This window comes from Caballeronia eucalypticola (assembly GCF_047608185.1).
In the GTDB taxonomy this organism is placed as follows: domain Bacteria; phylum Pseudomonadota; class Gammaproteobacteria; order Burkholderiales; family Burkholderiaceae; genus Caballeronia.
The window spans coordinates 57,228-79,830 of sequence record NZ_JBLKRU010000016.1 but is presented as its reverse complement, the minus strand read 5'-3'; the positions used below and the strand labels follow the sequence as shown (position 1 = coordinate 79,830).

Genomic DNA, 22,603 nt, shown 5'->3' with positions numbered 1-22,603 from the left:
ACGCGCCGATGAATATCTCCCGCCTGTTTATTCTTAGACCGGTAGCTACGCTGCTGCTGATGATCGCCCTCGTATTAGTGGGCCTCGTCGCAGTGCGCGTGCTGCCGGTTTCCTCGCTGCCTAACGTCGACTATCCGACCATCCAGGTGCAGACCTTCTATCCGGGTGCGAGCCCGGATGTGATGGCCACCACGGTGACCGCGCCGCTTGAAGTGCAACTGGGCGAGATCCCCGGCTTGCAGCAGATGACGTCATACAGTTCGGACGGCGCGTCGGTCATCACGCTGCAGTTCGACCTGTCGCTGAACCTCGATATCGCGCAGCAGAATGTCCAGCAGGCCATCAACGCGGCCAACAGCTTCCTGCCGACCGGCCTGCCCGGACCGCCGATCTATGCGAAGGTGAATCCGGCGGACCAGCCGATCCTGACGCTGGCGGTGACCTCCAATTCCATGTCGCTTACGCAACTGGAAGACGCTGCCAACAACCGCCTTGGAACGAAGATTTCGGAAGTGTCGGGCGTGGGTGTGGTCACCGTCAGCGGCGGCAATGTACCCGCTATCCGCGTTGAAGCGGACCCGCACAAGCTGGCGGCCTATGGCCTCAATATCGACGATCTGCGAACGCTGCTCAGCTACGTCAACGTGAGCCAGCCGAAAGGCAACTTCGACGGTCCCGACCTTGATTACACGATCAACGGCAACGACCAGATCAGCGATCCGAAAGACTATCTGAGCACTGTGATCGCCTACCAGAATGGCGCGCCGGTGTTCATGCGCGACGTTGCCAACGTGACCACGGCGCCTCAGGATGTGGAACGCGGCGCCTGGTACAACGGCACGCCCGCGATCGTGCTGAACGTGCAGCGGCAACCGGGCGCAAACGTGATCGCGACCGTCAACCAGATCATGAAGCAGTTGCCGCAGCTCGAATCAACGCTGCCGGCCGGCATGAAGGTCACGGTCGTCTCGGACAGCACCGGCGTGATCCGTTCGTCGGTCTCCGACGCGGCGCTCGAACTCGGGCTGGCGATCATCCTGGTGGTCGCGGTCATCTTCGTGTTCCTGCGAAACGTGCCGGCCACGATCATCCCGAGCATCTCGGTGCCGGTGTCGCTGATCGGCACGCTCGCCGTGATGTACCAGCTGAACTACTCCATCGATAACCTCTCGCTGATGGCATTGATCATTGCCACCGGCTTCGTGGTCGACGACTCGATCGTGATGATCGAGAACATCGTGCGCTATCTGGAGGAAGGCAAGACGCCGCTGGAAGCCGCGCTCGAAGGCGCCGGGCAGATCGGCTTCACCATTCTTTCGCTGACCATCTCGCTGATTGCGGTGCTGATCCCGCTGCTCTTCATGGGCGGCGTGATCGGACGCCTTTTCAGCGAATTTGCGGTGACACTCGCGGTCACCATTGTGCTGTCCGCCGTGGTCTCGCTGACCGTGGTGCCCATGCTCTGCGCGCGCCTCTTGAAGGCTCAGGTCGACCGTCATCCAAGCCGCTTTGAGCGCATCAGCGAAGGCCTCTTCGACAAGACGCTCGCCGGCTACGAACGGGGTTTGCGCTGGGTGCTGGATCACCAGATCCTGACCCTGATGGTAGCCATCGGCACCGTGGTGCTGACCGCCCTTCTCTACATCGTGATTCCGAAGGGGCTGTTCCCAGTGCAGGACGTCGGCGTGATCGAAGGGATCAGCGTGGCTGACAATTCGGTGTCTTACAAGGCGATGGTCACGCGCCAGCGAGCGCTTGCCGATGCGATCCTGAAAGATCCAGACGTGGTCTCGCTCACCTCCTACGTGGGGATCGACGGCACCAACCCCACGCTGAACAACGGCCGCTTCCTGATCAACCTGCGCGACCACGACAAGCGTTCGGACACGGCGCAGGAAATCGCCCGGCGCCTGCAGGACGAAGTAGCGAACGTGTCTGGAATCAAGCTCTATATGCAGCCTGAGCAGGACCTGACGCTCGACACCACGGTCTCGCCGAACCAGTACAGCTTCGTGCTGCGCGGACCAAATCAGCAGGCATTCCAGAAGTACGTGCCGGAACTGATTGCACGCCTGAAAGCCATTCCGTCTCTCGCCGATGTGCAAAGCGATATGAACTCCGACGGCTTGAGCGTGAACGTCGAAGTCAACCGGCAACTGGCCGCGCGTTTCGGCATCACCCCGGCGACCGTCGACAACGCGCTCTACGACGCGCTGGGCCAGCGTATTGTCTCGACCATCTTCCAGCAGTCGGATCAGTACCGGGTGATCCTCGTCGCGAAAGCCGAGTCGCTGCCTAACGTGGAGTCGATCGGCAATATCTATTTGCCGAGCCAGACGAGCAGCACCGGCCAGGTGCCGCTCTCCGGGATCGCCAAGATCCAGATCGTCAAGTCGCCGTTGGTGATCAGCCATCTGGCGCAATTCCCGGCCGTCACCATCTCGTTCAACCTCGCAAAAGACGCGTCGTTGAGCACGGCGGTGGAGCGTATTCACGAAGCCGAGAAGGCGGTCAATCTGCCGCCATCGATCACCTCTTCGCTGCAGGGCGCGGCGCAGGCCTTCCAGGATTCGTTATCAAGCGAGGTGTACCTGCTGATCGCTGCGCTGGTGGCGGTGTATATCGTGCTGGGTGTGCTGTATGAGAGCTTCATCCATCCGGTCACGATTCTTTCCACGCTGCCATCGGCGGGGATCGGCGCGTTGCTCGCGTTGATGATTGCGGGGAGTGACCTCGATGTGATCGGCATTATCGGCATCGTGCTGCTGATCGGTATTGTGAAGAAGAACGCCATCATGATGGTGGACTTCGCGCTCGATGCCGAACGCAACCACGGCAAGGCGCCGCGCGAGGCGATCTTCGAAGCGTCACTGCTGCGCTTCCGGCCGATCCTGATGACCACGCTCGCAGCCATGCTCGGCGCATTGCCGATGTTGCTCGGCAGCGGCACGGGATCAGAGTTGCGCCGGCCGCTTGGCCTCGCGATTATCGGCGGCCTGACCTTGAGCCAGATGCTGACGCTCTTCACCACGCCGGTCATCTACCTGTTCTTCGACAGGATGGCCGAGCGCACGCGGCGCTGGCGCAAACGCAACAAGCCGGACTCTCCTGAGGCACCTGCTGTGGAGGAGGGTACGCCGTGAACATATCGGCGTTATTCATCCGGCGCCCGGTCGCGACCACCCTCCTGGCGATCGCGATCCTGATCTCCGGGGCGCTCGCCTACTTCCAGTTGCCTGTCGCGCCGCTGCCGAACATCGCGTTCCCGGTGATCGTGGTGCAGGCCAACATGGCGGGCGCGAGCCCGAACATCATGGCGTCGACCGTGGCAGAACCGCTCGAACGGCGGCTCGGCACGATTGCCAACGTGGAAGAACTGACCTCGATCAGCTACGTCGGCTCATCGATGATCGTGGTCGAGTTCGGCTTGAACCGCGATATCAACGGCGCCGCCCGCGACGTCGAAGCGGCCATCCAGGCGGCGCGTGCTGACCTGCCGACCACGCTTCGAAGCAACCCGACTTATCGCCAGTACAACCCGGCGGATTCGCCCATCATGGTGCTCGCGCTGACCTCGGACACGCTCACCAAGGCGCAGCTCTACGACTCCGCGGATTCCGTGATCCAGCAGCAGCTCTCGCAGGTCAACGGCGTAGGCCAGATCACGCTGGGCGGCGGTGCATTGCCTTCGGTGCGCGTCGAGTTGCAGCCCGGCAAACTGAATAGCTACGGCCTCGGCCTCGAAGATGTGCGCGCGGCCATCAGCGCGGCCAACGCGAATAGCGCGAAGGGTCACCTCGACCAGGGCGACCAGCGCTACGTGGTCTTGTCGAACGACCAGATCAACAAGGCGGCGCCCTACCGTGACCTTGTAGTCGCCTATCGTGACGGCGCGCCCGTGCTGCTGCGCGATGTCGCGCAAGTCAGGGACTCCAACGAAAATATCCGCAACGCCGGGCTCTATAACGGCAAGTCGGCCGTGCTGGTAATCGTCTATCCGATGCCCGGCAGCAATATCGTCAATACGGTCAGGCAGATCAGGAACGTCCTGCCCGCCATCGAGGCGACGCTGCCAAGCAGCGTTCACGTCAGCGTTGCTGTGGACCGGTCGGAATCGGTCCGGGCGTCGGTGGGAGATACCGAGCGGACCTTGTTCATCGCGGTGCTGCTGGTGGTCGGCGTGGTGTTCATTTTTCTCCAGTCGCCGCGTGCCACGCTCGTGCCGGCGGTTGCGTTGCCGCTATCGATCGTGGGCACGTTCGGGCCGATGTACCTGCTCGGCTACAGCATCGACAATCTCTCGCTGATGGCGCTGACCATTGGCACCGGCTTCGTGGTCGACGATGCGGTCGTGGTCCTGGAAAACATCACGCGCCACCTTGAAATGGGCTTGAGTCCGAAAGAAGCTGCGCTGAAAGGCAGTGGCGAAGTGGGCTTCACGGTGATCTCGATGAGCCTCTCGCTGATCGCGGTATTCCTCCCCATTCTGCTGATGCCGGGGATCGTGGGCCTGCTGTTCCATGAGTTTGCGGTGACGCTTTCCATTGCGATCCTGATCTCGCTCGTGATCTCGCTCACGGTCACGCCGGCCATGTGCGCGTACGTGTTGAGCCACGAGCATGCCGGCCATTCGAAGGCGCGCTGGGCAACCTGGATCGAGTCGCAGTTCGATCGTTTCAAGGACGCCTACTCGCGTTCGCTCACCTCGGTGCTCGACCACTCGCTGCTGGTCATCTTGTTGCTGATCGGCTTGCTGGTAGCGAATGTATTTCTCGCCAAGCTCGTGCCGGCCACCTTCTTCCCGGAACAGGACACCGGCATCCTGATCGGGCAGATCATTGCCGACCAGAGCATCTCCTTCTCGGCGATGGAAAAGAAACTCGCCCAGTTACAGTCAATTGTGCAGAAGGATCCGGCGGTTCAATCGGTGGCGGGTTTTACCGGCGGCCGCGCGCTAAACAGCGCGAACGTGTTCATTGAACTCAAGCCGCTGGCGCAGCGCCATGTGACCGCGACCGAAGTGGTCAACCGCCTGCGGCCCAAGCTGAACGCGGTCTCCGGCGCGCGGCTTTTCGTGCAGGCGCAGCAGGATCTGCGAATTGGCGGACGGCAGTCGGCCGCGGAATACCAGTACACGCTGACAAGCGATGATTCCGCCGCGCTGTTCGAGTGGACACCCAAGCTCGTGACCGCGCTCAACAAGGATCGCAGCCAGCTGACCGACGTTAACTCGGACCTGCAGCAAAATGGTTTGCAGACCTACATCAATTTCAACCGCGCCACCGCGGCTCGCTACGGTTTCGCGCCGAACCAGATCGACAACGTGCTGTATGACGCGTTCGGCCAGCGGACTGTATCGACCATCTACAACCCGCTTAACCAGTACTTCGTCGTGATGGAAGTGGCGCCTGAGTACTGGCAATATCCGCAGACGCTCAACCAGATTTTCTTGAGCACGGCGGCGGGCAATCCTACCGGCTCGCAGCAGACGCAAATGCCGGGCGGGACGGTCACGGGCGTGACGGGTGCGAGCGCGGTCGGCGCGACATCGAGTGCGTCATCGAACACCAATTCGTTGAATTCGAACGCGCAAGCCAACGCGACCAACAACAGCATTTCCAACAGCAAGGGCGGCAGTTCGAGCGGCAGCGCGGACAGCACTTCTGCCGAGACGATGGTGCCGCTGCCGGCGCTCGCCACCTACGTCAACAACCATACGTCGACCCAGGTGAACCATCAGAGCGGGCTGGTGGCTGCGACGATCTCGTTCAACCTCCCCGCCGGCGGCTCGCTCAGCAAGGCCCAGGTGGCGCTCGAGAACGCGGAACGCGAGATCGGCATGCCGGCCAGCGTCCACGGTGCGTTCGCGGGTGCGGCGCAAGCCTACGCGCAGTCGATGGGCACCATTCCGCTGCTGATCCTCGCAGCGCTGGGTGTGGTCTACATCGTCCTGGGGGTACTCTATGAGAGCTCGATTCACCCGCTCACGATTCTCTCGACGCTGCCCTCGGCCGGTATCGGCGCGACCATTGCGTTGCTGATCTTTGGCACGCCGTTCTCGGTGATAGCGTTGATCGGCATCATCTTGCTGATTGGTATTGTGAAGAAGAACGGGATCATGATGGTGGACGTGGCGATCCAGTTGCAACGCAACGAAGGCATGCCGGCCAAGGATGCGATTCATGCCGCCGCCGTCGTGCGTCTGCGGCCGATCATGATGACCACGTTCGCCGCCGTGCTGGGCGCCGTGCCGCTCGCGATTGGTATTGGCCAGGGCGCGTCGTTGCGCCAGCCGCTGGGTATTACCGTGATGGGCGGCCTGATCCTGAGCCAGGTCTTTACGCTGTACACCACACCGGTGATCTACCTGTACCTGGACCGGTTGCGCTTCAAGCTCGTCAAGTGGTCTTCCGGATTGCCGTGGAACCGGCAAGCGGATCAAATGGGGCCACCGGAGCAATCGGGGCAAACGGATACAAAGGCATGAAGATGAAGATTTCCTCCAAACCCCTGGCCGCCGCTGCAGCCCTGCTGCTCGGCGGTTGCATGGTCGGTCCCGACTACCACCGGCCGCAGGTCAGCGTCCCTGCGACCTTCCGGGAGCTGCCCGGCTGGACCCAGGCCGCACCGAATGCTGACGGCCCCAAGGGCGCGTGGTGGACCGGCTTCAACGACCCGTTGCTGGACGAGCTCGAACCGCAGGTGGCGGTCTCAAACCAGACCGTGGCCCAGGACTATGCCAATTACCAGGAGGCGCTCGCTGAAGTAAAGGTGGCGCGTTCCGGCTTGTTTCCGGTCATCGGCGTCACAGGTTCGGGCACCCGGCAACGCAGCGCGACCGGCACGACGAGCACCAGCGCGGCCCGGAGTTTCGGCAATATACAGCCGGTGAACAACTCGGCCTCGCTTGAGGGGAATGTGAGTTGGGCACCCGACCTGTGGGGCTCGGTGCGCCGTACGATTGAACAGAATGCCGCGACCGCGCAGGCCAGCGAAGCCACGCTCGCGAATGCTACGCTCTCCGAACAGATTGCGCTCGCGACCGCCGTGATCCAGTTGCGCACAAGCGACGCCGATATCGACTTGCTGCAGCAAACGGTCAAGGCGTACCAGCACTTCCTGAGTGTGGTGTCGGACCAGGACAAGGCCGGCACCGTCGCGCCTTCGGACGTGATTACCGCGCGCACCCAGCTCGAAACCGCGCAGTCGAGCCTGATTGCGCTCGGCATCTCACGCGCCCAAAACGAGCATGCCATTGCGGTGCTGATCGGCAAGAACCCCGAGGACCTGGTCATCCCGCACAGCACTTCGATGCCCACGTTACCGGCCATTCCGGTTGGCGTTCCTTCGACCCTGCTGCAGCGCCGGCCCGATATAGCGACAGCCGAACGCCAGATGGCGTCCCAGAACGCCGCGATCGGGGTCGCGGTGGCGGCGTACTACCCGACGGTGTCGCTGTCCGCGCTGGACGGCTTCACGCAGTCACCATTGGGCGGCTTGCTGCGCGTGGCCAATTACGTGTGGTCGCTGGGCGGCAGCGCGACTGAAACACTATTCGACGGCGGCGAGCGCAGCGGCGACGTTGCGGCGGCCAAGGCGGCCTATCAGGCAGCGGTCGCCAATTACCGCGGTACCGTGCTGACGGCGTTTGAAGATGTGGAGAATGACTTGTCCGGCTTGCGTATCCTGGCCGAGCAGTCGGACGCGCTGGATGCGGCCGTGCGCGATGCAAACCGTGGCGCCGAGATTGCCTTCAACGAGTATCAGGCCGGCACCGTGGACTACACGACTGTGGCGACCGCTCAGGCGACCCAGTTAAATAATCAGCAAACCGCGTTGAACGTGCAGCAGACGCGGCTGCTTGATGCAGCATCATTGATCGGCGACCTCGGCGGCGGCTGGTCGGACAGCGCGCTGCACGATCCGCGGCATCCGGTGGAGTCGGCTCCGGTGGAAGCGACGAGCGCCACGAGTGCGGTGAGCTCGGTTAGTCAGTAGCGAGCGAATGGGCCTCGCCGGGCCCATTGGCGACGTTTCCTATCGATGCGTATGTCCGAGACCCGGCTGCCCCGGGGCATTGGTGGCGGTGAGCACTGTAGCGTGCTTGCTGCCTGCCGCGGGGAAGGCAATCAGCAACACCACGACTCCGGCCATCAACACGACCGCGAGCCCGATCAGCCCGAACTCCGCGCTACCCGTGTGCATCTTGGTCCAACCTACGAATGCCGGACTCACAAAGCCGCCCGTGCCACCGAGACTCGTGATCATCGCAATGCCGCCAGCAGCCGATGAGCGCGGCAGGAACGTCTGCGGTATCGTCCAGAACACGACGAAGCAACCATACGATGCCGCCGCCGCAAGGGCGAGCAGGCAGACGCCGATCGTTATGTTGTGGCCGGCAGCCGGTAACAACGCAAAGGCAAGTGCCGTCACGGCCGCGCTGCCCGCCACGTGCCAGCGGCGCTCCATCATCCGGTCGGAACTCGCCCCAACAACGTAAGTCCCGATCGCGGCTGCGATGAACACCAGAGCCGACAGTAATCCCACATCCAGCACGCTGGCGACGCCCAGATCGCGAATAATGGTCGGCGCCCAGAAGCCGATTGCATTGAACGGCATCATCACGGCAAAGTACACGAGTGCCGCGAGATAGACGCGCGGATTGGCGAGCGCGCCACGCAGGCCGTCGAGATGGCCGGATCGCTTCGACGTTTCGTCGGCGAGCAGTTCACGCGATATCAACGCCTTCTCGCGGTCGCTGAGCCAGCGCACGTCCGCCGGCGAATCGCCGAGAAAGAAGAACGCAAGGATACCGAGCGTGACGGCGGGCACGCCTTCCAGAAGGAAGAGCCACTGCCAGCCTGGCAAGCCGCCCACCCCGGCGAGCCGCGTCATGATGAGCCCCGACATCGGGCCGCCAATGATCCCCGCCACGGCAGTCGCCATCATCAGGAAGGCGATCACGCGGGCGCGCCTCGCGCCGGGAAACCAGCAGCCCAGGTAGAAGATGATCCCGGGAAAGAAGCCCGCTTCGGTGACGCCCAGCAGAAAGCGCATGGCGTAAAACTGCGTCGGTGTGCGAACGAACATCATGAGGCTTGACGCGAGTCCCCACGCAAACATGATGCGCAGGAGCGTGCGGCGCGCGCCGACGCGTTGCATCCAGAGATTACTCGGCACCTCGAAGAGCACGTAGCCGATAAAGAAAAGGCCGGCGCCCAAGCCGTATGTAGACTCGGAAAAACCGAGGTCGTGCATGAACTGCAGCTTGGCGAAACTGATGTTCACACGGTCGACATAGCTGATCACGTAGCAGAGAAACAGCAGCGGAATCAGCCGGAAAAACACTTTGCGATAGGTGTGCTCGACTTCACCGGGTGTAATGTCGCCCGAGGTTATTGCGCCGGATTGCGGATGGCTTTGCATGAGGGTCTCGCGAAGAATGCGAACTGACTTGGGCGTCGCAGTGTGTGCGACGCCCGGTTTCAAAGCGCGGGCAAGCTCAGGGACACTATCCGTCGACCACCGCCTGGGCGCAATGCTCGCTTTCATATGCCTCGCTGCCTGCCGCCTCGCGCGGCCGCTGGCAGCGCGCGAGCGCATCGCCTGCGCGCACGCCTTTGCCTGCAGGAAGAACGAACAGTGGGTTGATGTCGAACTCCTTCAGACCCGGCGCGAGGTCGAGCGCCATCGCGGACATTGCCACAATTGCGTCCGCCAGCGCATCGATATCGCCCGGCGGCTTGCCGCGCGCGCCGTTGAGTATTGCGTATGCGCGCAGTTCGCGGATCATCGCGTGCGCGTCGGTGTGCGAGACCGGCGCGAGCCGCCACGCCACGTCTTTCAGCACCTCGGCGTAGATCCCCCCGAGTCCGCACATCACGGCAGGTCCGAACGACGGATCGTTCTCGATGCCGACGATCATCTCCACTGCATCGCGGATCTCTTCCTGCACGAGTACACCCTCGATCCGCGCGCCGGGAACGTGGCGCCGAGCGTTCGCGACGATTTCATCGAAGGAGTCTACTAGCATTGCCTCGTCGCGAATGCCGACGCGCACCGCGCCCGCTTCGGTCTTGTGCGGGATGTCGGGCGACTGGACCTTCACGACCAGCGGAAAGCCGATCGACCGCGCGATCGACCGCGCTTCGTCGCGGTTGCGGGCAAGCGCGCCTTTGGGTGTATCGATGCCATAGTGCGCGAGAAGCGCTTGCGCCGCGTGCTCCGTCAGATCGCCCGGGCTCGCGGCGAGCAACGCATGTGCCGCGCTTACGTGACGATGCAACGGCGCCGGTGCGAGTCGTGCCGCCTCCCGCGCGCGGCGTGCCTGCGCATAGTTCGACAGGACCGCGAAAGCGCGCCCGCAGCGCACGGGCGTTGCATAAAGCGGCACGCCGCCCTGTTCGATCACGTCGTACGCTTCGCTCGCCATGTCGCGGCGCGCATTCCAGGCTAGCATCATTGGCTTGTCGGTCGCGCGGTAGACACGCACGATCGCCTCGGCCATCGCGAGCGCGACCTCACCGCTCGCAGCCGCCGCCATGATCGCGATCGAGTCGATGCTGGGATCGTCGGCAATGATCTGCAGGGCGTCCGCGAATATCTTCGGCTCAGCGAGGATGCCTGCGGTCAGGTCGACCGGATTGTTCAGCGATGCGAACGAAGGCACGATGGGCTCGAGCGCGGCAAGCGTCCGCGCAGACAACGGCGCAAGCGTCATGCCGCGTTCGCTGCATGCATCGGTGATCAGGATGCCGGCGCCGCCCGAGAGCGTGACAACGGCGATCCGGTTTCCGCCCGGAAGGCGTTTCGCCTCGAACGCCTTCGCGTAGTCGCCGAGATCGGCCACGTCGGTTACTTCGATCACGCCGGTCTGACGGAACGCCGTGCGATACAGCGTAGACGCGCCGCCGAGATTCGCCGTGTGCGAAGCGGCCGCCTTCGCGCCATCGGTGGTGTTGCCGACCTTCCACGCGAGGAGTGGCTTGCCGGCATCGAGCGCCCGGGTCGCGACTTCGACGAGCCGCCGCGCATCCTTCAACCCCTCGATGTACGTGGCGATTATCGACGTTTGCGTATCGTCGATACACGCATCAACGAGGTCGAGCAGGCTCACGTCGGCTTCGTTGCCGGTCGTGATGAAATGCCGCAAGCCGATGCCGAGTTCATCGGCCATGAGCAACAGCGCGCAGCCAAAGCCACCGCTCTGCGAAATCAGCGAAAGGCCGCCGGGCCGGTAATCCACGCCAAACGGCGCGCCGAAGCCTGCGTAGACGCCGGTATCCGTGCTGACGAGACCCTGGCAATTCGGTCCGATGATGCGAAGGCCAAAGGTCTTGGCAATCGCCGTGCATTCACGTTGCAGCGCGGCCCCGGCTTCGCCCGCCTCCGCGAAGCCCGAGCTATAGACGATCGCGTAACGGATGCCTTTCTCGCCGCACTGGCGCAACATGTCCGGCACGCGCCGCGCGGCGACGAGGATCAGCGCGAGATCGGGCGTCGCGGGCAGGCTTTCGATGCTCGCGTAACACGCGACCCCTGCAATTTCAGCGTATTTTGGATTCACCGGATACAGCGCGCCTTGATAGCCGTGCTGCATGAGAAAGCGCATCGGCTGGCCGCTGATCGATTTAGGATCATTCGATGCACCGATGATCGCGATCGAACGCGGACTGACCAGCCGTTCGATATCGAGCGCGCGCGGCGACTTCATGGCCGCGCTCATGCGGCACGCGCAGCGGTCGTGCCGACGCTGTCCTTCGCCTGCGCTGCTTTCGCCAGTACTTCTTTCGCCTGTGCCGCGCGCCTTAACGTAATCTTCGCTATGTTTAACTGATGGATTTGCGTGGTGCCTTCGTAGATGCGAAATGCACGGACGTCGCGATAGAACCGTTCCACTGCATTGCCCGCGAGATAGCCGCGTCCACCGAGCATCTGCACGGCGCGGTCTGCGACGCGCCCGCACATCTCGGAGGCGAACATCTTGCACATTGACGCTTCCAGCGCGACGTCCTCGCCGGCATCGCGTTTGCGCGCGGTGTCGAGAATCATCGAGCGCGCGGCGTAGATTTCCGTCTGGCATTCGGCGATCAGCGCCTGCACGAGCTGGAAGTCCGAGACTGGCTTACCGAACTGTTCGCGAGTCGAGGTATAAGCGACCGCTTCGTCGAGCATGCGGATAGCGGGACCCGTGCACAGCGCGGCCAGGTGGATGCGCTGCTTGTTCAGCACCTTCATCGTCGTGCGAAATCCCTGCCCTTCCATTCCACCAATCAGGTTCGCCGCCGGCACCCGGCATGCGTCGAAATGCACGTCGCCGACGGGAGAACCCGCCTGCCCCATCTTCTGATACGGCTCGCTCGTCGAGAGGCCGGGCGTGCCGCGCTCGACCAGGAACGCGGAGATGCCGCCCGCCCCCGGGATTGATGAATCGGTGCGGGCCATGACCGTGAAGAGGTCGGCGATGGGCGCATTCGTGATGAAACACTTGGCTCCATCGAGCACATAGTGGTCGCCATCGCGCCGAGCCGTAGTCACTAGCGCGGTCGCGTCGGACCCGGCATCCGGTTCGGTCAGCGCGAACGCCCCGGTCATCACACCCGACGCGAGGAGCGGCAGGTAACGTTGCTTCTGATCGTCGGTACCGTCTGCGACGAGTGCCTCGGAGCCGATGCCGGTGTTCGTTCCGACGCGGGCTCGAAACGCCACCGACGCTTGCGAAAGCGCGAACGCGCCGCGAACAAGTTGCTCCGTCGAAAGTCCCGCGCCGCCGAAGTCGCGCGGGATGCTCCAGCCAAAGTAGCCGAGTCCGCGCATCCGCTCGACGAGATCCGCGGGCACCTGATCCGCCTGCTCGATCTCGTCCTCGCGCGGAATTGCCTCTTCCCGCACGAAACGCGCTACGTCGGCGAGTAGTGCATCGAACTCAGCATCGAATTCAAGGTTTTGTCTGCTCATTGCTGTCTCCGTCATGTGTTCAGCTTATGACTTCACTATCGAACTTTCCGAACTAAAAGGCGCTCGGTGTTCGACTATGCTGAACAGAGTTTGGATATGCAGAACACAGGGCGCAAAATGCGTTAATTGGAGGAGACGCCATGGAACGCAATAACACGCCGGAAACGGCCGCGATCGCGAGCGATTATCTGGATTCGAAGGCGCGCTATGTTCCCGATGAATTCGACGGCGACCGGCAATTCGCCACCACGCTCGCACGTGGCCTCGACATACTGCATACCTTTACGCCGCGCGATTCGCAGCTCGGCAACGCTGAACTTGCTGCGCGCACCGGCATGACCAAGGCCACGATCTCGCGGTTCACCTACACGCTGACAAGGCTCGGGTACCTGCGCGTGAACCGGATGAACAACAAGTTCCAGCTCGGGTCGGCCGTGCTGTCGCTCGGTTATCCGCTGCTCGCGAGTCTCGCCGTCCGGCAAATCGCGCGACCTTCGATGAAGGAGCTGGCGGACCACATCCGCGGCTCGGTGTCGCTTGGCATGCGCGACCGGCTGAACGTGGTGTATCTGGAAAGCAGCCGCAGCAGCACGCCGCTCGGCTTGCCGGCGGACATCGGCTTGAGCTATCCGATCGTTCGCACCGCCATGGGCCGCGCCCTTCTCGCGGCGCTGCCGGGCGAACGGCGCGAGGCGCTATTGAATGAGATCTCGGTCAAGACGCCCGACGAATGGAACACCTTCCGGGACCGCGTGCTGCAGAGCATCGACTATTTTCATGAGCGCGGCTTTTGCGTGTCGTACGGCGATCTGCGGCGTGAAGTGCACGCCGTGGCAGTGCCGATGAGGCCGGCCGCCGATGGTGAGATTCTTGTGTTCAACTGCGGCGTGCCTTCTTATCTGCTCAAGGACGGACAGTTGGAGCGGGATGTCGGACCGCGGCTGTTGTCCATGGTGCGCAGCGTCGAAGCAGCGATGGGAATTTTTTAAGGTGCCGGTGCGGCCGCTCCCTTCAGATCCGGCCCGCAGTCACGCCGCCATCGACCGGCAACACTGTGCCCGTAATCCACGAAGCCTCATTGGACGCAAGAAAGAGCATGGCCGATGCCACGTCAGCAGGCTGACCGTTTCGCCCAAGCGGATGAAACGCATTAAACGACGGCAGCGTTTCCTTCACTTGATCGTCGGTCATGAACGTGTTGTAGACCGGAGTTTCGACAACTGCCGGCGCGACCGCATTGATCCGGATATTCAACGGAGCGAGTTCGATAGCGAGATTGCGGGTCAGCGCATGCACGCCTGCGTTTGCGGCAGAGTATGCGGCTGACGGCGTAGCGCCGATCGCCTGCAGCGCCCAAAGCGAGCCCGTCTGCACGATCGCCCCGCCGCCGCGCAACTTCATTGCACGCGCCGCGGCCTGAGCCATGAAGAACTTGCCCTTCAGGATGATGTCGACGAACTGGTCGTACTCCTTCTCATCGACTTCGAGAAACGGTTTGGGACTGAATACGCCGGCGTTATTGATCAGGATATCGACACCCCCGAACGCTCGCGTCGCCAGTTCAACCAATGCTGCGGCCGTTGCCGGCAGAGCGATGTCGCCGGCGTGATAGCGCACCTTCGCGCCGCTTGGGTCGATGTCCTTCGCCGCCTGCTCAAGCTTCGACAGGTCACGCCCGCCAATGACCACCGATGCGCCCGCCGCAACAAGCTGCTTCGCCACTTCTTTGCCAATGCCGGAACCGCCGCCCGTCACGATCGCAACCTTTAAAGAAAAACTATTCATTTTCGTTACCTTCCTTCAACGTGTTTCGTTGCGCGAATCGCTCGCGCCGGATGTCTCGGACATTACTATCTGGCCGCAATTTCCTCAACGCATGGAAGCAGTGTAGAAACCCCGCGTCGCACGGACAAATCAGTTAATCTTCCCGTACGTTAAAGAAAATCTTTATATGCCATGAAATATCCGGTCCACTTGAACGCGCTTAGAGCATTCGAAGCAAGCGCACGACATCAGAGTTTCTCGGCTGCGGCAACGGAGTTGAACGTCACATCGGCCGCTGTGGGGCAACTGGTTCGCGGCCTCGAAGAGTGGCTTGGGGCGCCACTTTTTCACCGCAGCACCAGCGGTACTATCCGGCTCGCTCCGACCGAAATCGCACAACGCGCGCTACCCGATATCCGTGCCGGTTTTGACAGGCTGGCGCTCGGCCTTGAGCGCTTGCAGGAAGCGTCGGCAAACGGCGTGCTGACCGTGACGACGAGCCCGGCGTTCGCCGCGAAGTGGCTGCTTCCGCGTATCGACCGCTTCCAGCAAGCTCATCCGGAGACGGACTTGCGTCTGGACACAAGCCTCAAGTTGCTCGATTTCGCAGCTCACGGCATAGATATTGGCGTGCGATATGGCGCGGGTAAGTGGCCGGGCCTTACCGCCGAGAAGCTGTTCGACGAAGAACTCTATCCCGTTTGTTCACCCGATTTTCGACGCAAGAACGGTGGCCTTCGGAGCCTGTCCGACCTCAAGGGACGCACGCTGATCCACGACCTTTCAATGGAAACCAGTGCTGGTTTTCCAACCTGGCGCACATGGCTCGAAACGGCTGGCATTAACGATGTCGCGTCGAATCGCGGACTTCGCATTAATAATTCGGCAGCCGTGGTGCAAGCCGCAATCGATGGGCACGGCATTGCTCTTGGCCGGAGCGTCATGGTGCATGACGACATGGCGGCCGGGCGCCTCGTCCGGCTCTTCAGCCGCAAGGCGTGCCCATTGCAGCTCGCGTATTACGTGGTGTATCGGCCTGAGGGAGCGCACTTGCCGCGCGTGTCGGCGTTTTGTAAATGGCTGCGGGCGGAGTGCCTGACCGTGCAGCAAAACACAAAAAAATAAGCGTCATAGCGGTGCGGTCATTGATGTGAGCGTTTTGTCGATGGCATTATTCGTCTACGGCAATCCCCGTCCCAACGCTTCAGCGAGCGCACGAATGTCCTTCCACACCTGGTTTCTTTTCGCCGTAGCGTATCTGGTCACCACCATTTCCCCCGGACCCAACGTGCTGCTTGTCATCCGCAATACGGTCCGATTCGGCAGCCGCGGAACGGCGGCGACCATAGCGGGGAATCTGCTGGCTCAGTTGATCGTCGTGGTGCTCGTGGCCCTGGGCGTGGGCGCGGTACTCATCGCCATGCCGCCGCTGTTCCTCGCCATGAAAGTCCTGGGAGCGGCTTATCTTATGTTCCTTGGCGTAAAGCAGTTAAGAAGCGGGAAGAAAGGCAGGAGCCCCAACGCATCTGCATCAATCAACGCGCTGCCCTCACACTCTCTCGACAAGCGCAAGATTTTTAGGGAAGCGTTATTGGTTTCGGGAAGCAATCCCAAGACCTTGATCTTCCTTTCCGCGTTCATGCCTCAGTTCATCGCGCATGACCAGCCGCTGGCGGCGCAGTTCGTCGTGATGTATCTGACCGTGGCTTGCACCGTGGCACTGGTTCATACCATCTACTCGTTCGGGGTGCGCCGGATTCATGACGGGCTTGGTACTCACCGGTGGGTTGAAGCGCTCAAGCGGTGCAGCGGTCTGATCTTCTTCGGCCTCGGCATCAAGTTGTTGACGGCAAAGCAGACGTAACGAACCGGCCGTACGCGCGAAGCCGGGCATTCTCGTGCGGCATGATTTTGCCGTCGCAAGATACCCCTTTCTCCACTCGCGAGAAAAGGATCACCCCTCCGCCCGAGTTCTCGCCCATCGATTCAATCCAGCGCAAACAAGCAATAACGAAGCCGTTACGAAAAACACTGCGCGCAAGCCGACATGCGCGCCGATCTGCCCACCGATCAGCGGGCCTATCACCTGCCCGCTGAACTGCGCCGATTGCAGATAACCCAGCGTCTTACCGGAATTGTGCTCGGCGACGGCGTGGCGGATTTCCTTGGCTATCGACGGAAGCAATCCCGCGAGCGTCATGCCCATCACGCCGCGAAGAATGGCGAGTTGCCACCATTGGTGAACGAACGCTTGCGGCACCAGCACCACGCTGGTCGCGATCAGACATCCGATAATGACCTTCGAGCTGCCAATGCGATCACCGAGCGCGCCGAAACGCGCGGCCGTCAACATGCTGCCGAACGCCGATGCCGCCATCACGATCCCGGCCATCCGCGCGACATGGTCGTCCGGCACGCCGAGTTGCCCGATATAAACGGTGATGATCGGCTCTATCGACATGTTCGCGAGCAACACCATCATGGCCGTCACCAGCAGCGCGAGGATCACCATTCGATGGATTGTGGGAGGCAATGCCGCGCCGGCGTCAGTCCGCTTTTTTACATCGGTCGCACGATCGAAATCTTCGCGCACGAACACGACGGTCAGCAGCGCAGCCACGGCGATGATCGCGCCGCCAACGAAGAAGGTACCGCGAATACCCACATAGGTCGGCAAGAATCCGCCGACCAGCGGTCCCACGAGATTGCCTGCAAGCGCACCCGTCGACAGTACGCCCAGTGCCCATCCTGCGCGCTCGCGCGGCGCCTGCGTGCCGACCATGACGATCGATGCGGAGGCATAACCGCCGATCAATCCCGCGATCAGCCGCAGCACGACCAGCTCGGTCAGGTTATGCGCAAGCCCAATCAACGACATCACGATGGCCATGCCGACCGCCGCGCGGATCAGCATCGGCTTGCGGCCATAGCGGTCCGCCAGGCGTCCCCAGAGCGGCGCGGTAATCGCGGTGCCGAAGAACGTTGCGCCGAATGCGACGCCCGACCACTGCACGATCGCCGCCGGAGAACTCACGCCCAACTGCTGCACATACAGCGGCAGGAACGGCAGCAACATGCTGAGACTCAGCAGCGTGGTAAATGATCCGAATACGCAGACGAATAGATTGCGCCGCCAGTACGGCGCGTTGCGTTCGGCATAGCCGAGCCTCTGGACACGGCCGTCCGGCGACATAAATGAACTAGTTGCTTGATCCATGTGGGTCTCGATCGTTCTGTCAGGCGTTGAGCGATGGCCGGGCGCATTGGTGTCGATCCGGCTCCCATCGCAAAGAAGTAGACTGCTTGCATATTATCTCAATTTGGGAATATCATGTTTACATCGTTCTCTAATTGAGATTTTCATGGATCACACCAGTCTCGAGATTTTTCGCATTGTGGCCGCTGAACTCAGCGTGACCCGGGCGGCCAGGCGGCTCGGCCGCGTGCAGTCGAATGTGACCACGCGTATCCAGCAACTCGAAGAGGAACTGGGCGTGGCGCTGTTCCGTCGCGACGGCAACCGTCTTACGCTGAGCACCGAAGGCGACCGTTTTCTCGGCTACGCGAACCGCATGCTCGCGCTCGCCGATGAAGCGCGACAAGTGCTCAGTCCCCAAGCGCCCTCGGGCACGCTGAGAATTGGCAGCATGGAGAGCACGGCCGCGGCTCGTCTTCCGGGCCCGCTTGCCGCCCTTCATGTTCAGTATCCCGACGTCCAGCTCAGGATCTCGACCGCGCCCTCGCGGCAATTGCTTGAACAGGTGCGCAGCGGTTTGCTCGATTGCGCGTTCGCTGCGCTCCCGCCATGCGGCGAGATGGCGACAGCATCGGATCTGGAGGCAGTTGGGCTTCACGGGGAACCCGTCTTTCGCGAAGAGATCCTGCTCGTGCTGCCGCGCGGCCATGCCGCAGTCCGCAAGGGCGCGGATATCACCGTCCGTTCGCTCGCGGCTTTCGCCGATGGCTGCAGCTACCGCGTGCTTGCGGAAGAGTGGCTTGGTCAGGACAGGTCGCCGCTCGATATCCAGGAGGTTGGGTCGTACCACAGCATGCTTGCGTGCGTGGCTGCTGGCGGCTGCGTATCGCTCGTGCCGCGCAGCGTGCTCGAATTGCTGCGTGATCCGCCCGATTTTCACACCCAGGTCGTGGCGAAGGTGGATACATGGCTCGTCCATCGAAACGGATACGAGACGGCTGCTTTCAACGCGCTGCGCGAAGCGCTTACGCCATTCATGTCGAAGCTGCCAAAGCCGCCGAAGCTGTCTAACGTAGCGAAGAGGAAATCATCATGAGCACGATTCGTCAGGTTTCATCGACAGCGGGCCAAGGCATGGCGGCGCTGATCGCCGCGCTCGTCATGGCCGTTGGAATGGGGTTCGGACGCTTTGCGTTCACCGGCATCTATCCGGTCATGGTCAGCGATGCCGTGCTGACCGTGCATCAAGGCACGCTTGCGGCGTCGGCGAACTATGCCGGTTACCTGGCCGGCGCCCTGCTGACCGCCGCGGTGCATCCACGCCACTCACGCAGGCTGTGCATGCTTGCGCTTGCGGGCATCGTGGTGTGTCTCGGGGTGACGGCGCTGTTGAGTGCCCCCTGGCTCATCATCGCGATGCGCGGCATCACAGGCGCCGTCAGCGCGGTCACCATGGTCGCGGCTTCGCTCTGGTTGCTGCAACACCGTGGTCATTCGAGCGGCGCGCCCATGCTGTATGCGGGTGTCGGCTTGGGCATCGTGCTGTCGTCGGAAATGCTGATCGCGGGACGTGCGTTCGACCTGCATAGCGCGGGGCTCTGGTGGGTGCTGGCGGCGGGCGCATTGATCCTTGGCGCCGTTGCACTGCCGAGTCTCGATGCGCGTCCCGTTGAAACCTCCGGCACGCGTTCAACCGTGCACGGACACGAGTCCTTCCCTGCGCTCGGTGCGGCACCGCTGATTGCGCTTTACGGATTGGCGGGCTTTGGCTACATCATCACCGCGACCTATTTGCCGTTCTTTGTCAGGAACGCAGTGGGGTCGATCGATCCCATCCAGGTCTGGGCATTGTTCGGCCTGGGCGCGGCGCCGTCGTGCTTCATCTGGCACGCACTCCATATGCGCCTTGGCACACGACGCGCCCTGTTCCTGAATCTCGCGCTGCAGGCGGTCGGCGTAATCTTGCCGGTCCTGTTGCCGAACGCGGTGGGATACCTCGGCAGCGCATTGATCGTTGGCGGCACGTTCATGGGCACCACGACGATTGCGATGCTCGCAGCGCGCCGCGTTGCACACACAATGCGAGTAAGCATTCTCGCGGTGATGACTGCGTGTTTTGGCATCGGGCAAATCGTGGGACCGCTCGTGGCCAATGCGATGTACGCACCGCACCATTCGTTCTCGGGGTCGTTGGAGACGGCGGCTGCGGCGCTGGCCGTGGCAGGTCTGTTTTGCATACGTCTGGGCAAGTCGGAACAGGGATCGGCCGCGGTACAGCATCAGCATTGATGTACTCGTCCGATATCTGGACAAATCCATTCATGGCGTTAGCCGGCTTGCAGATAAAAATGGCAATAGAATAGTCGGATGACTACTTACGCCGCTTTTCTGCGGGCCGTGAATGTTGGCGGCACCGGCACGCTTCCCATGTCCGCACTTCGCACAATGTGCGAGTCCTTGGGCTTTTCCAATGTGCGTACGTATATCGCCAGTGGCAACGTTGTGTTCGAAAGCAAGCTATCGGAGGCATCTGCGAAAGCGAAGCTGGAGCGTTGTCTTGAGACTTATGCGGGAAAGCCTGTAGGCGTTCTCGTTCGGACAGGCGCTCAGCTAGCAGCGGTTCTTGCCGACAATCCCTTTAGCTCAGCGCCACAAAACAAGACCGTCGCAATTTTTCTCGATACAGCGCCTCCCTCCGATCTACTAGACACTGTAAGCGGTCAGCAAACGGAAGAAATCGCGCTCGGCACGCGTGAGATCTACGTGCACTACAAAGACGGAATAGCCCGTTCGAAACTGAAAATCCCGGCTGCCGCAAATGGAACCGCGCGCAACATGAATACCGTGGCGAAGCTCATCGAATGGACGGCAGCCTAGGCGGTTCGTCATGGCTAATTCGCAGAGAAAACGAGGGGTGAATCAATGCTGGATGCAATGACAATAACCGTCTCCATCGATCGCGATTGGCAAGACCTGTACAACGCGATATGGCGTCCCGAAGCATTTCAAAGTTGGGCGTCGGGGCTGTCGGAGTCGACGCTCGAAGCGTGCGGCGATCACTGGAAAGCTCACGGACCGGGGGGAAGCGTGACCATCCGATTCACTGACCATAACCGGTTCGGCGTGATGGACCATCACGTTTACCTCAACGGCGGCGAGGAAGTCTACGTGCCGATGCGCGTCTTTCAAAATGGCGCCGGAGCCGAGGTGGCATTCACATTGTTTCGGCAACCAGGAATGTCGGATGAAAAATTCGAAGCCGACGCCGCTTGGGTAAGACGCGATCTGGCCGCGCTCCGTGAGCAGTTTTCTTGATGATCAATCGATGCGGTTAATGGCGGTGTCGAGATTTCATCGGCAGAACCGATGGTCTGCGCCCGCCAAACAATGCGGAGGAATTGCTGGTGGTAAGTACATAGTTTCGAACCACGACGATCACCGTTGTTATGGAGAACGCATGAGTGCAAAAGCCGATGAACTCGCCCGGAAGCTTGTACGAAATTTTGACGAAGTTGAGAAGACGGCGGAAATTCGATTGCCTCTATACGAGACGCTCAGCGCGCGTCTTGGAACGAACACGGCGGCCAAACATCTAGGTGCATCGATCGATATTGTGGCCGCCGGAAAACGCTCGTGTCCGTATCACTTTCACCATGCGCAAGAGGAAATGTTCGTGATCCTTGAAGGAGACGGGACGCTCCGCGTGGCGGGAGAATTAATTCCGATCAAAGCCGGCGATGTCATTTTCATTCCTCCCGGCCCTGAGTATCCGCATCAGATCATCAACTCATCGGAAGCGCCGCTCAAATACCTCTCGATCAGCACACGGGACGACCCGGAAGTTGTCGAATATCCGGACTCGGGGAAGTATCAGGCGATCGTCCGTGGCAAGGAGGGAGCACCCCTCCTCGTTATTCAGCGCAAGGACAATTCGCTGGACTACTGGGATGACGAACCCTAAGCCTGCGGTGCGGCCATGAAGTCATCTTCAGGCAATGCGATCAGCCGAACTTGGCCAGGTCCTGGAAAATAAGCTGTCCCCAAGTACGGCCCCGTGCCTGGATGAGCAGGCCGCCCTCGCCTATCCTTCCCAGTTCGATCGGCGCGAAGCCGAGCTTATCGACGAGCGTCGATACCGAGGCGCTAGCCGCATCGTCATCGCTTGCGATGAACACGACCCGCCGGCCTCCTTGAGATGTTTTCGATCCTTGTGCCAGAACGCTCGCTGGCAGATGGTTGAAGGCCTTCACCAGCTTCGCGCCTAGAAACGCCTTGGCAACGGCGATTGTCGAGGGTAAGCCGCCCAACTCCTCAGGAGGGACATCGTACGCGTTGGTTGCATCGATCACGATCTTCCCTGCCAGCTTTCGGCTGCCCGCCCGATGTCCTGGTGCGTAGCGAAGGGAACCGCCAGGATGATCACGTCGGCTTTGATCGCGTCCTCAATCCGTTGCGGCGCAAGCGACGGGCCGATCTGCGTCGCGAGCATGTCCAGCGGTCGCCTTGCTGCGACCGCTACTTCGATTCCTTCGCGGGCAAACGCCTGGGCGATAGCCGTCCCAATCTTGCCAAGTCCGATGATTGCGTAGCTCTTTGAACGCTCGTTTGCTAGTGTGCTCATGTCTTTTTTCCTCTGCTCAATAAATACTTCGGAAAACTAATTAATTTTAAAATTTTCGCCCGGAT

Annotated in this window: 16 protein-coding genes and 1 pseudogene; 11 read left to right on the top strand and 6 right to left on the bottom strand. The window is 61.5% G+C overall.

Features of this window, described 5'->3' with window-relative positions; translation table 11 throughout:
* The first annotated feature begins 8 nt into the window (after positions 1–8).
* From ACMX25_RS19660 to ACMX25_RS19650, 3 genes are read left to right on the top strand one after another with little or no spacing between them, the layout of a single operon-like run.
* Positions 9–3,143: an efflux RND transporter permease subunit gene (locus ACMX25_RS19660; RefSeq protein WP_414951744.1), complete on the top strand. Its 3,135-nt coding sequence runs from the start codon at positions 9–11 to the stop codon at positions 3,141–3,143.
* A complete protein-coding gene (locus tag ACMX25_RS19655; RefSeq protein ID WP_414951743.1) occupies positions 3,140–6,487 on the top strand; it encodes an efflux RND transporter permease subunit in 3,348 nt (1,115 codons plus the stop codon). Before ACMX25_RS19660 ends, ACMX25_RS19655 begins: the two co-directional genes overlap by 4 nt.
* Complete coding sequence (locus ACMX25_RS19650) at positions 6,484–7,998, top strand: efflux transporter outer membrane subunit (protein WP_414951742.1); 1,515 nt, start codon at positions 6,484–6,486, stop codon at positions 7,996–7,998. Before ACMX25_RS19655 ends, ACMX25_RS19650 begins: the two co-directional genes overlap by 4 nt.
* 39 nt (positions 7,999–8,037) lie before the next feature.
* On the opposite strand, the gene ACMX25_RS19645 is transcribed toward ACMX25_RS19650, so the two are convergent.
* From ACMX25_RS19645 to ACMX25_RS19635, 3 genes are all read right to left on the bottom strand, one after another.
* The gene (locus ACMX25_RS19645) at positions 8,038–9,426 is read right to left on the bottom strand and encodes an MFS transporter (protein ID WP_414951741.1); all 1,389 of its coding nucleotides are present in this window, start codon (positions 9,424–9,426) and stop codon (positions 8,038–8,040) included.
* An 85-nt stretch (positions 9,427–9,511) separates the two neighbouring features.
* Positions 9,512–11,713, bottom strand: a complete 2,202-nt coding sequence (locus ACMX25_RS19640; RefSeq protein WP_414951740.1) for an acetate--CoA ligase family protein — start codon at positions 11,711–11,713, stop codon at positions 9,512–9,514.
* An 8-nt stretch (positions 11,714–11,721) separates the two neighbouring features.
* On the bottom strand, positions 11,722–12,957 hold the full coding sequence (locus ACMX25_RS19635; protein WP_414951739.1) for an acyl-CoA dehydrogenase family protein: 1,236 nt from the start codon (positions 12,955–12,957) through the stop codon (positions 11,722–11,724).
* Positions 12,958–13,097: 140 nt separating this feature from the next.
* Here ACMX25_RS19635 and ACMX25_RS19630 point away from each other — a divergent pair, with 140 nt between their 5' ends.
* A complete protein-coding gene (locus ACMX25_RS19630) occupies positions 13,098–13,946 on the top strand; it encodes an IclR family transcriptional regulator (RefSeq protein ID WP_414951738.1) in 849 nt (282 codons plus the stop codon).
* Positions 13,947–13,968: 22 nt separating this feature from the next.
* Here ACMX25_RS19630 and ACMX25_RS19625 read toward each other — a convergent pair whose 3' ends face one another.
* Positions 13,969–14,742 carry an SDR family NAD(P)-dependent oxidoreductase gene (locus tag ACMX25_RS19625; RefSeq protein WP_414951737.1) on the bottom strand — a complete coding sequence of 258 codons (774 nt, stop codon included), beginning with the start codon at positions 14,740–14,742 and terminating at the stop codon, positions 13,969–13,971.
* Positions 14,743–14,913: 171 nt separating this feature from the next.
* Here ACMX25_RS19625 and gcvA point away from each other — a divergent pair, with 171 nt between their 5' ends.
* A complete protein-coding gene (gcvA, locus tag ACMX25_RS19620; RefSeq protein WP_414951736.1) occupies positions 14,914–15,846 on the top strand; it encodes a transcriptional regulator GcvA in 933 nt (310 codons plus the stop codon).
* A gap of 94 nt (positions 15,847–15,940) precedes the next feature.
* Positions 15,941–16,585: a LysE family translocator gene (locus ACMX25_RS19615; protein WP_414951735.1), complete on the top strand. Its 645-nt coding sequence runs from the start codon at positions 15,941–15,943 to the stop codon at positions 16,583–16,585.
* Between the two features lie 90 nt (positions 16,586–16,675).
* Here the strand turns inward: ACMX25_RS19615 and ACMX25_RS19610 are convergent, their stop codons facing one another.
* Entirely contained in the window at positions 16,676–17,938 is a 1,263-nt protein-coding gene (locus tag ACMX25_RS19610; protein WP_414951734.1) for an MFS transporter, read from the bottom strand.
* Positions 17,939–18,083: 145 nt separating this feature from the next.
* Between ACMX25_RS19610 and ACMX25_RS19605 the strand changes: the two genes are divergently transcribed.
* The 5 genes from ACMX25_RS19605 to ACMX25_RS19585 all read left to right on the top strand — a co-directional run bounded on the left by ACMX25_RS19605 (position 18,084) and on the right by ACMX25_RS19585 (position 21,878).
* Positions 18,084–19,013 (top strand): LysR family transcriptional regulator, encoded by a 930-nt coding sequence (locus ACMX25_RS19605; protein WP_414951733.1) that lies wholly within the window; start codon positions 18,084–18,086, stop codon positions 19,011–19,013.
* Complete coding sequence (locus tag ACMX25_RS19600; RefSeq protein WP_414951732.1) at positions 19,010–20,206, top strand: YbfB/YjiJ family MFS transporter; 1,197 nt, start codon at positions 19,010–19,012, stop codon at positions 20,204–20,206. Before ACMX25_RS19605 ends, ACMX25_RS19600 begins: the two co-directional genes overlap by 4 nt.
* A 78-nt stretch (positions 20,207–20,284) precedes the next feature.
* Entirely contained in the window at positions 20,285–20,794 is a 510-nt protein-coding gene (locus ACMX25_RS19595) for a DUF1697 domain-containing protein (RefSeq protein WP_414951731.1), read from the top strand.
* Positions 20,795–20,839: 45 nt separating this feature from the next.
* Positions 20,840–21,232 carry a polyketide cyclase gene (locus tag ACMX25_RS19590; RefSeq protein WP_414951730.1) on the top strand — a complete coding sequence of 131 codons (393 nt, stop codon included), beginning with the start codon at positions 20,840–20,842 and terminating at the stop codon, positions 21,230–21,232.
* A 142-nt stretch (positions 21,233–21,374) separates the two neighbouring features.
* On the top strand, positions 21,375–21,878 hold the full coding sequence (locus ACMX25_RS19585; RefSeq protein WP_414951729.1) for a cupin domain-containing protein: 504 nt from the start codon (positions 21,375–21,377) through the stop codon (positions 21,876–21,878).
* A gap of 40 nt (positions 21,879–21,918) precedes the next feature.
* On the opposite strand, the pseudogene ACMX25_RS19580 reads toward ACMX25_RS19585, so the two are convergent.
* Positions 21,919–22,538: pseudogene (locus ACMX25_RS19580) on the bottom strand (NADPH-dependent F420 reductase).
* Between the last annotated feature and the right edge of the window lie 65 nt (positions 22,539–22,603).

Excerpts from the sequence above, each read along its gene's own strand:
- ACMX25_RS19630 (WP_414951738.1), top strand. The coding sequence starts at position 13,098 with ATGGAACGCAATAACACGCCGGAAACGGCCGCGATCGCGAGCGATTAT.
- ACMX25_RS19590 (WP_414951730.1), top strand. The coding sequence starts at position 20,840 with ATGCTGGATGCAATGACAATAACCGTCTCCATCGATCGCGATTGGCAA.
- ACMX25_RS19605 (WP_414951733.1), top strand. The coding sequence starts at position 18,084 with ATGGATCACACCAGTCTCGAGATTTTTCGCATTGTGGCCGCTGAACTC.
- ACMX25_RS19615 (WP_414951735.1), top strand. The coding sequence starts at position 15,941 with ATGTCCTTCCACACCTGGTTTCTTTTCGCCGTAGCGTATCTGGTCACC.
- ACMX25_RS19635 (WP_414951739.1), bottom strand. The coding sequence starts at position 12,957 with ATGAGCAGACAAAACCTTGAATTCGATGCTGAGTTCGATGCACTACTC.
- ACMX25_RS19600 (WP_414951732.1), top strand. The coding sequence starts at position 19,010 with ATGAGCACGATTCGTCAGGTTTCATCGACAGCGGGCCAAGGCATGGCG.
- ACMX25_RS19595 (WP_414951731.1), top strand. The coding sequence starts at position 20,285 with ATGACTACTTACGCCGCTTTTCTGCGGGCCGTGAATGTTGGCGGCACC.
- ACMX25_RS19640 (WP_414951740.1), bottom strand. The coding sequence starts at position 11,713 with ATGAAGTCGCCGCGCGCGCTCGATATCGAACGGCTGGTCAGTCCGCGT.
- ACMX25_RS19660 (WP_414951744.1), top strand. The coding sequence starts at position 9 with ATGAATATCTCCCGCCTGTTTATTCTTAGACCGGTAGCTACGCTGCTG.
- gcvA (WP_414951736.1), top strand. The coding sequence starts at position 14,914 with ATGAAATATCCGGTCCACTTGAACGCGCTTAGAGCATTCGAAGCAAGC.
- ACMX25_RS19650 (WP_414951742.1), top strand. The coding sequence starts at position 6,484 with ATGAAGATGAAGATTTCCTCCAAACCCCTGGCCGCCGCTGCAGCCCTG.
- ACMX25_RS19585 (WP_414951729.1), top strand. The coding sequence starts at position 21,375 with ATGAGTGCAAAAGCCGATGAACTCGCCCGGAAGCTTGTACGAAATTTT.
- ACMX25_RS19610 (WP_414951734.1), bottom strand. The coding sequence starts at position 17,938 with ATGGATCAAGCAACTAGTTCATTTATGTCGCCGGACGGCCGTGTCCAG.
- ACMX25_RS19625 (WP_414951737.1), bottom strand. The coding sequence starts at position 14,742 with ATGAATAGTTTTTCTTTAAAGGTTGCGATCGTGACGGGCGGCGGTTCC.
- ACMX25_RS19645 (WP_414951741.1), bottom strand. The coding sequence starts at position 9,426 with ATGCAAAGCCATCCGCAATCCGGCGCAATAACCTCGGGCGACATTACA.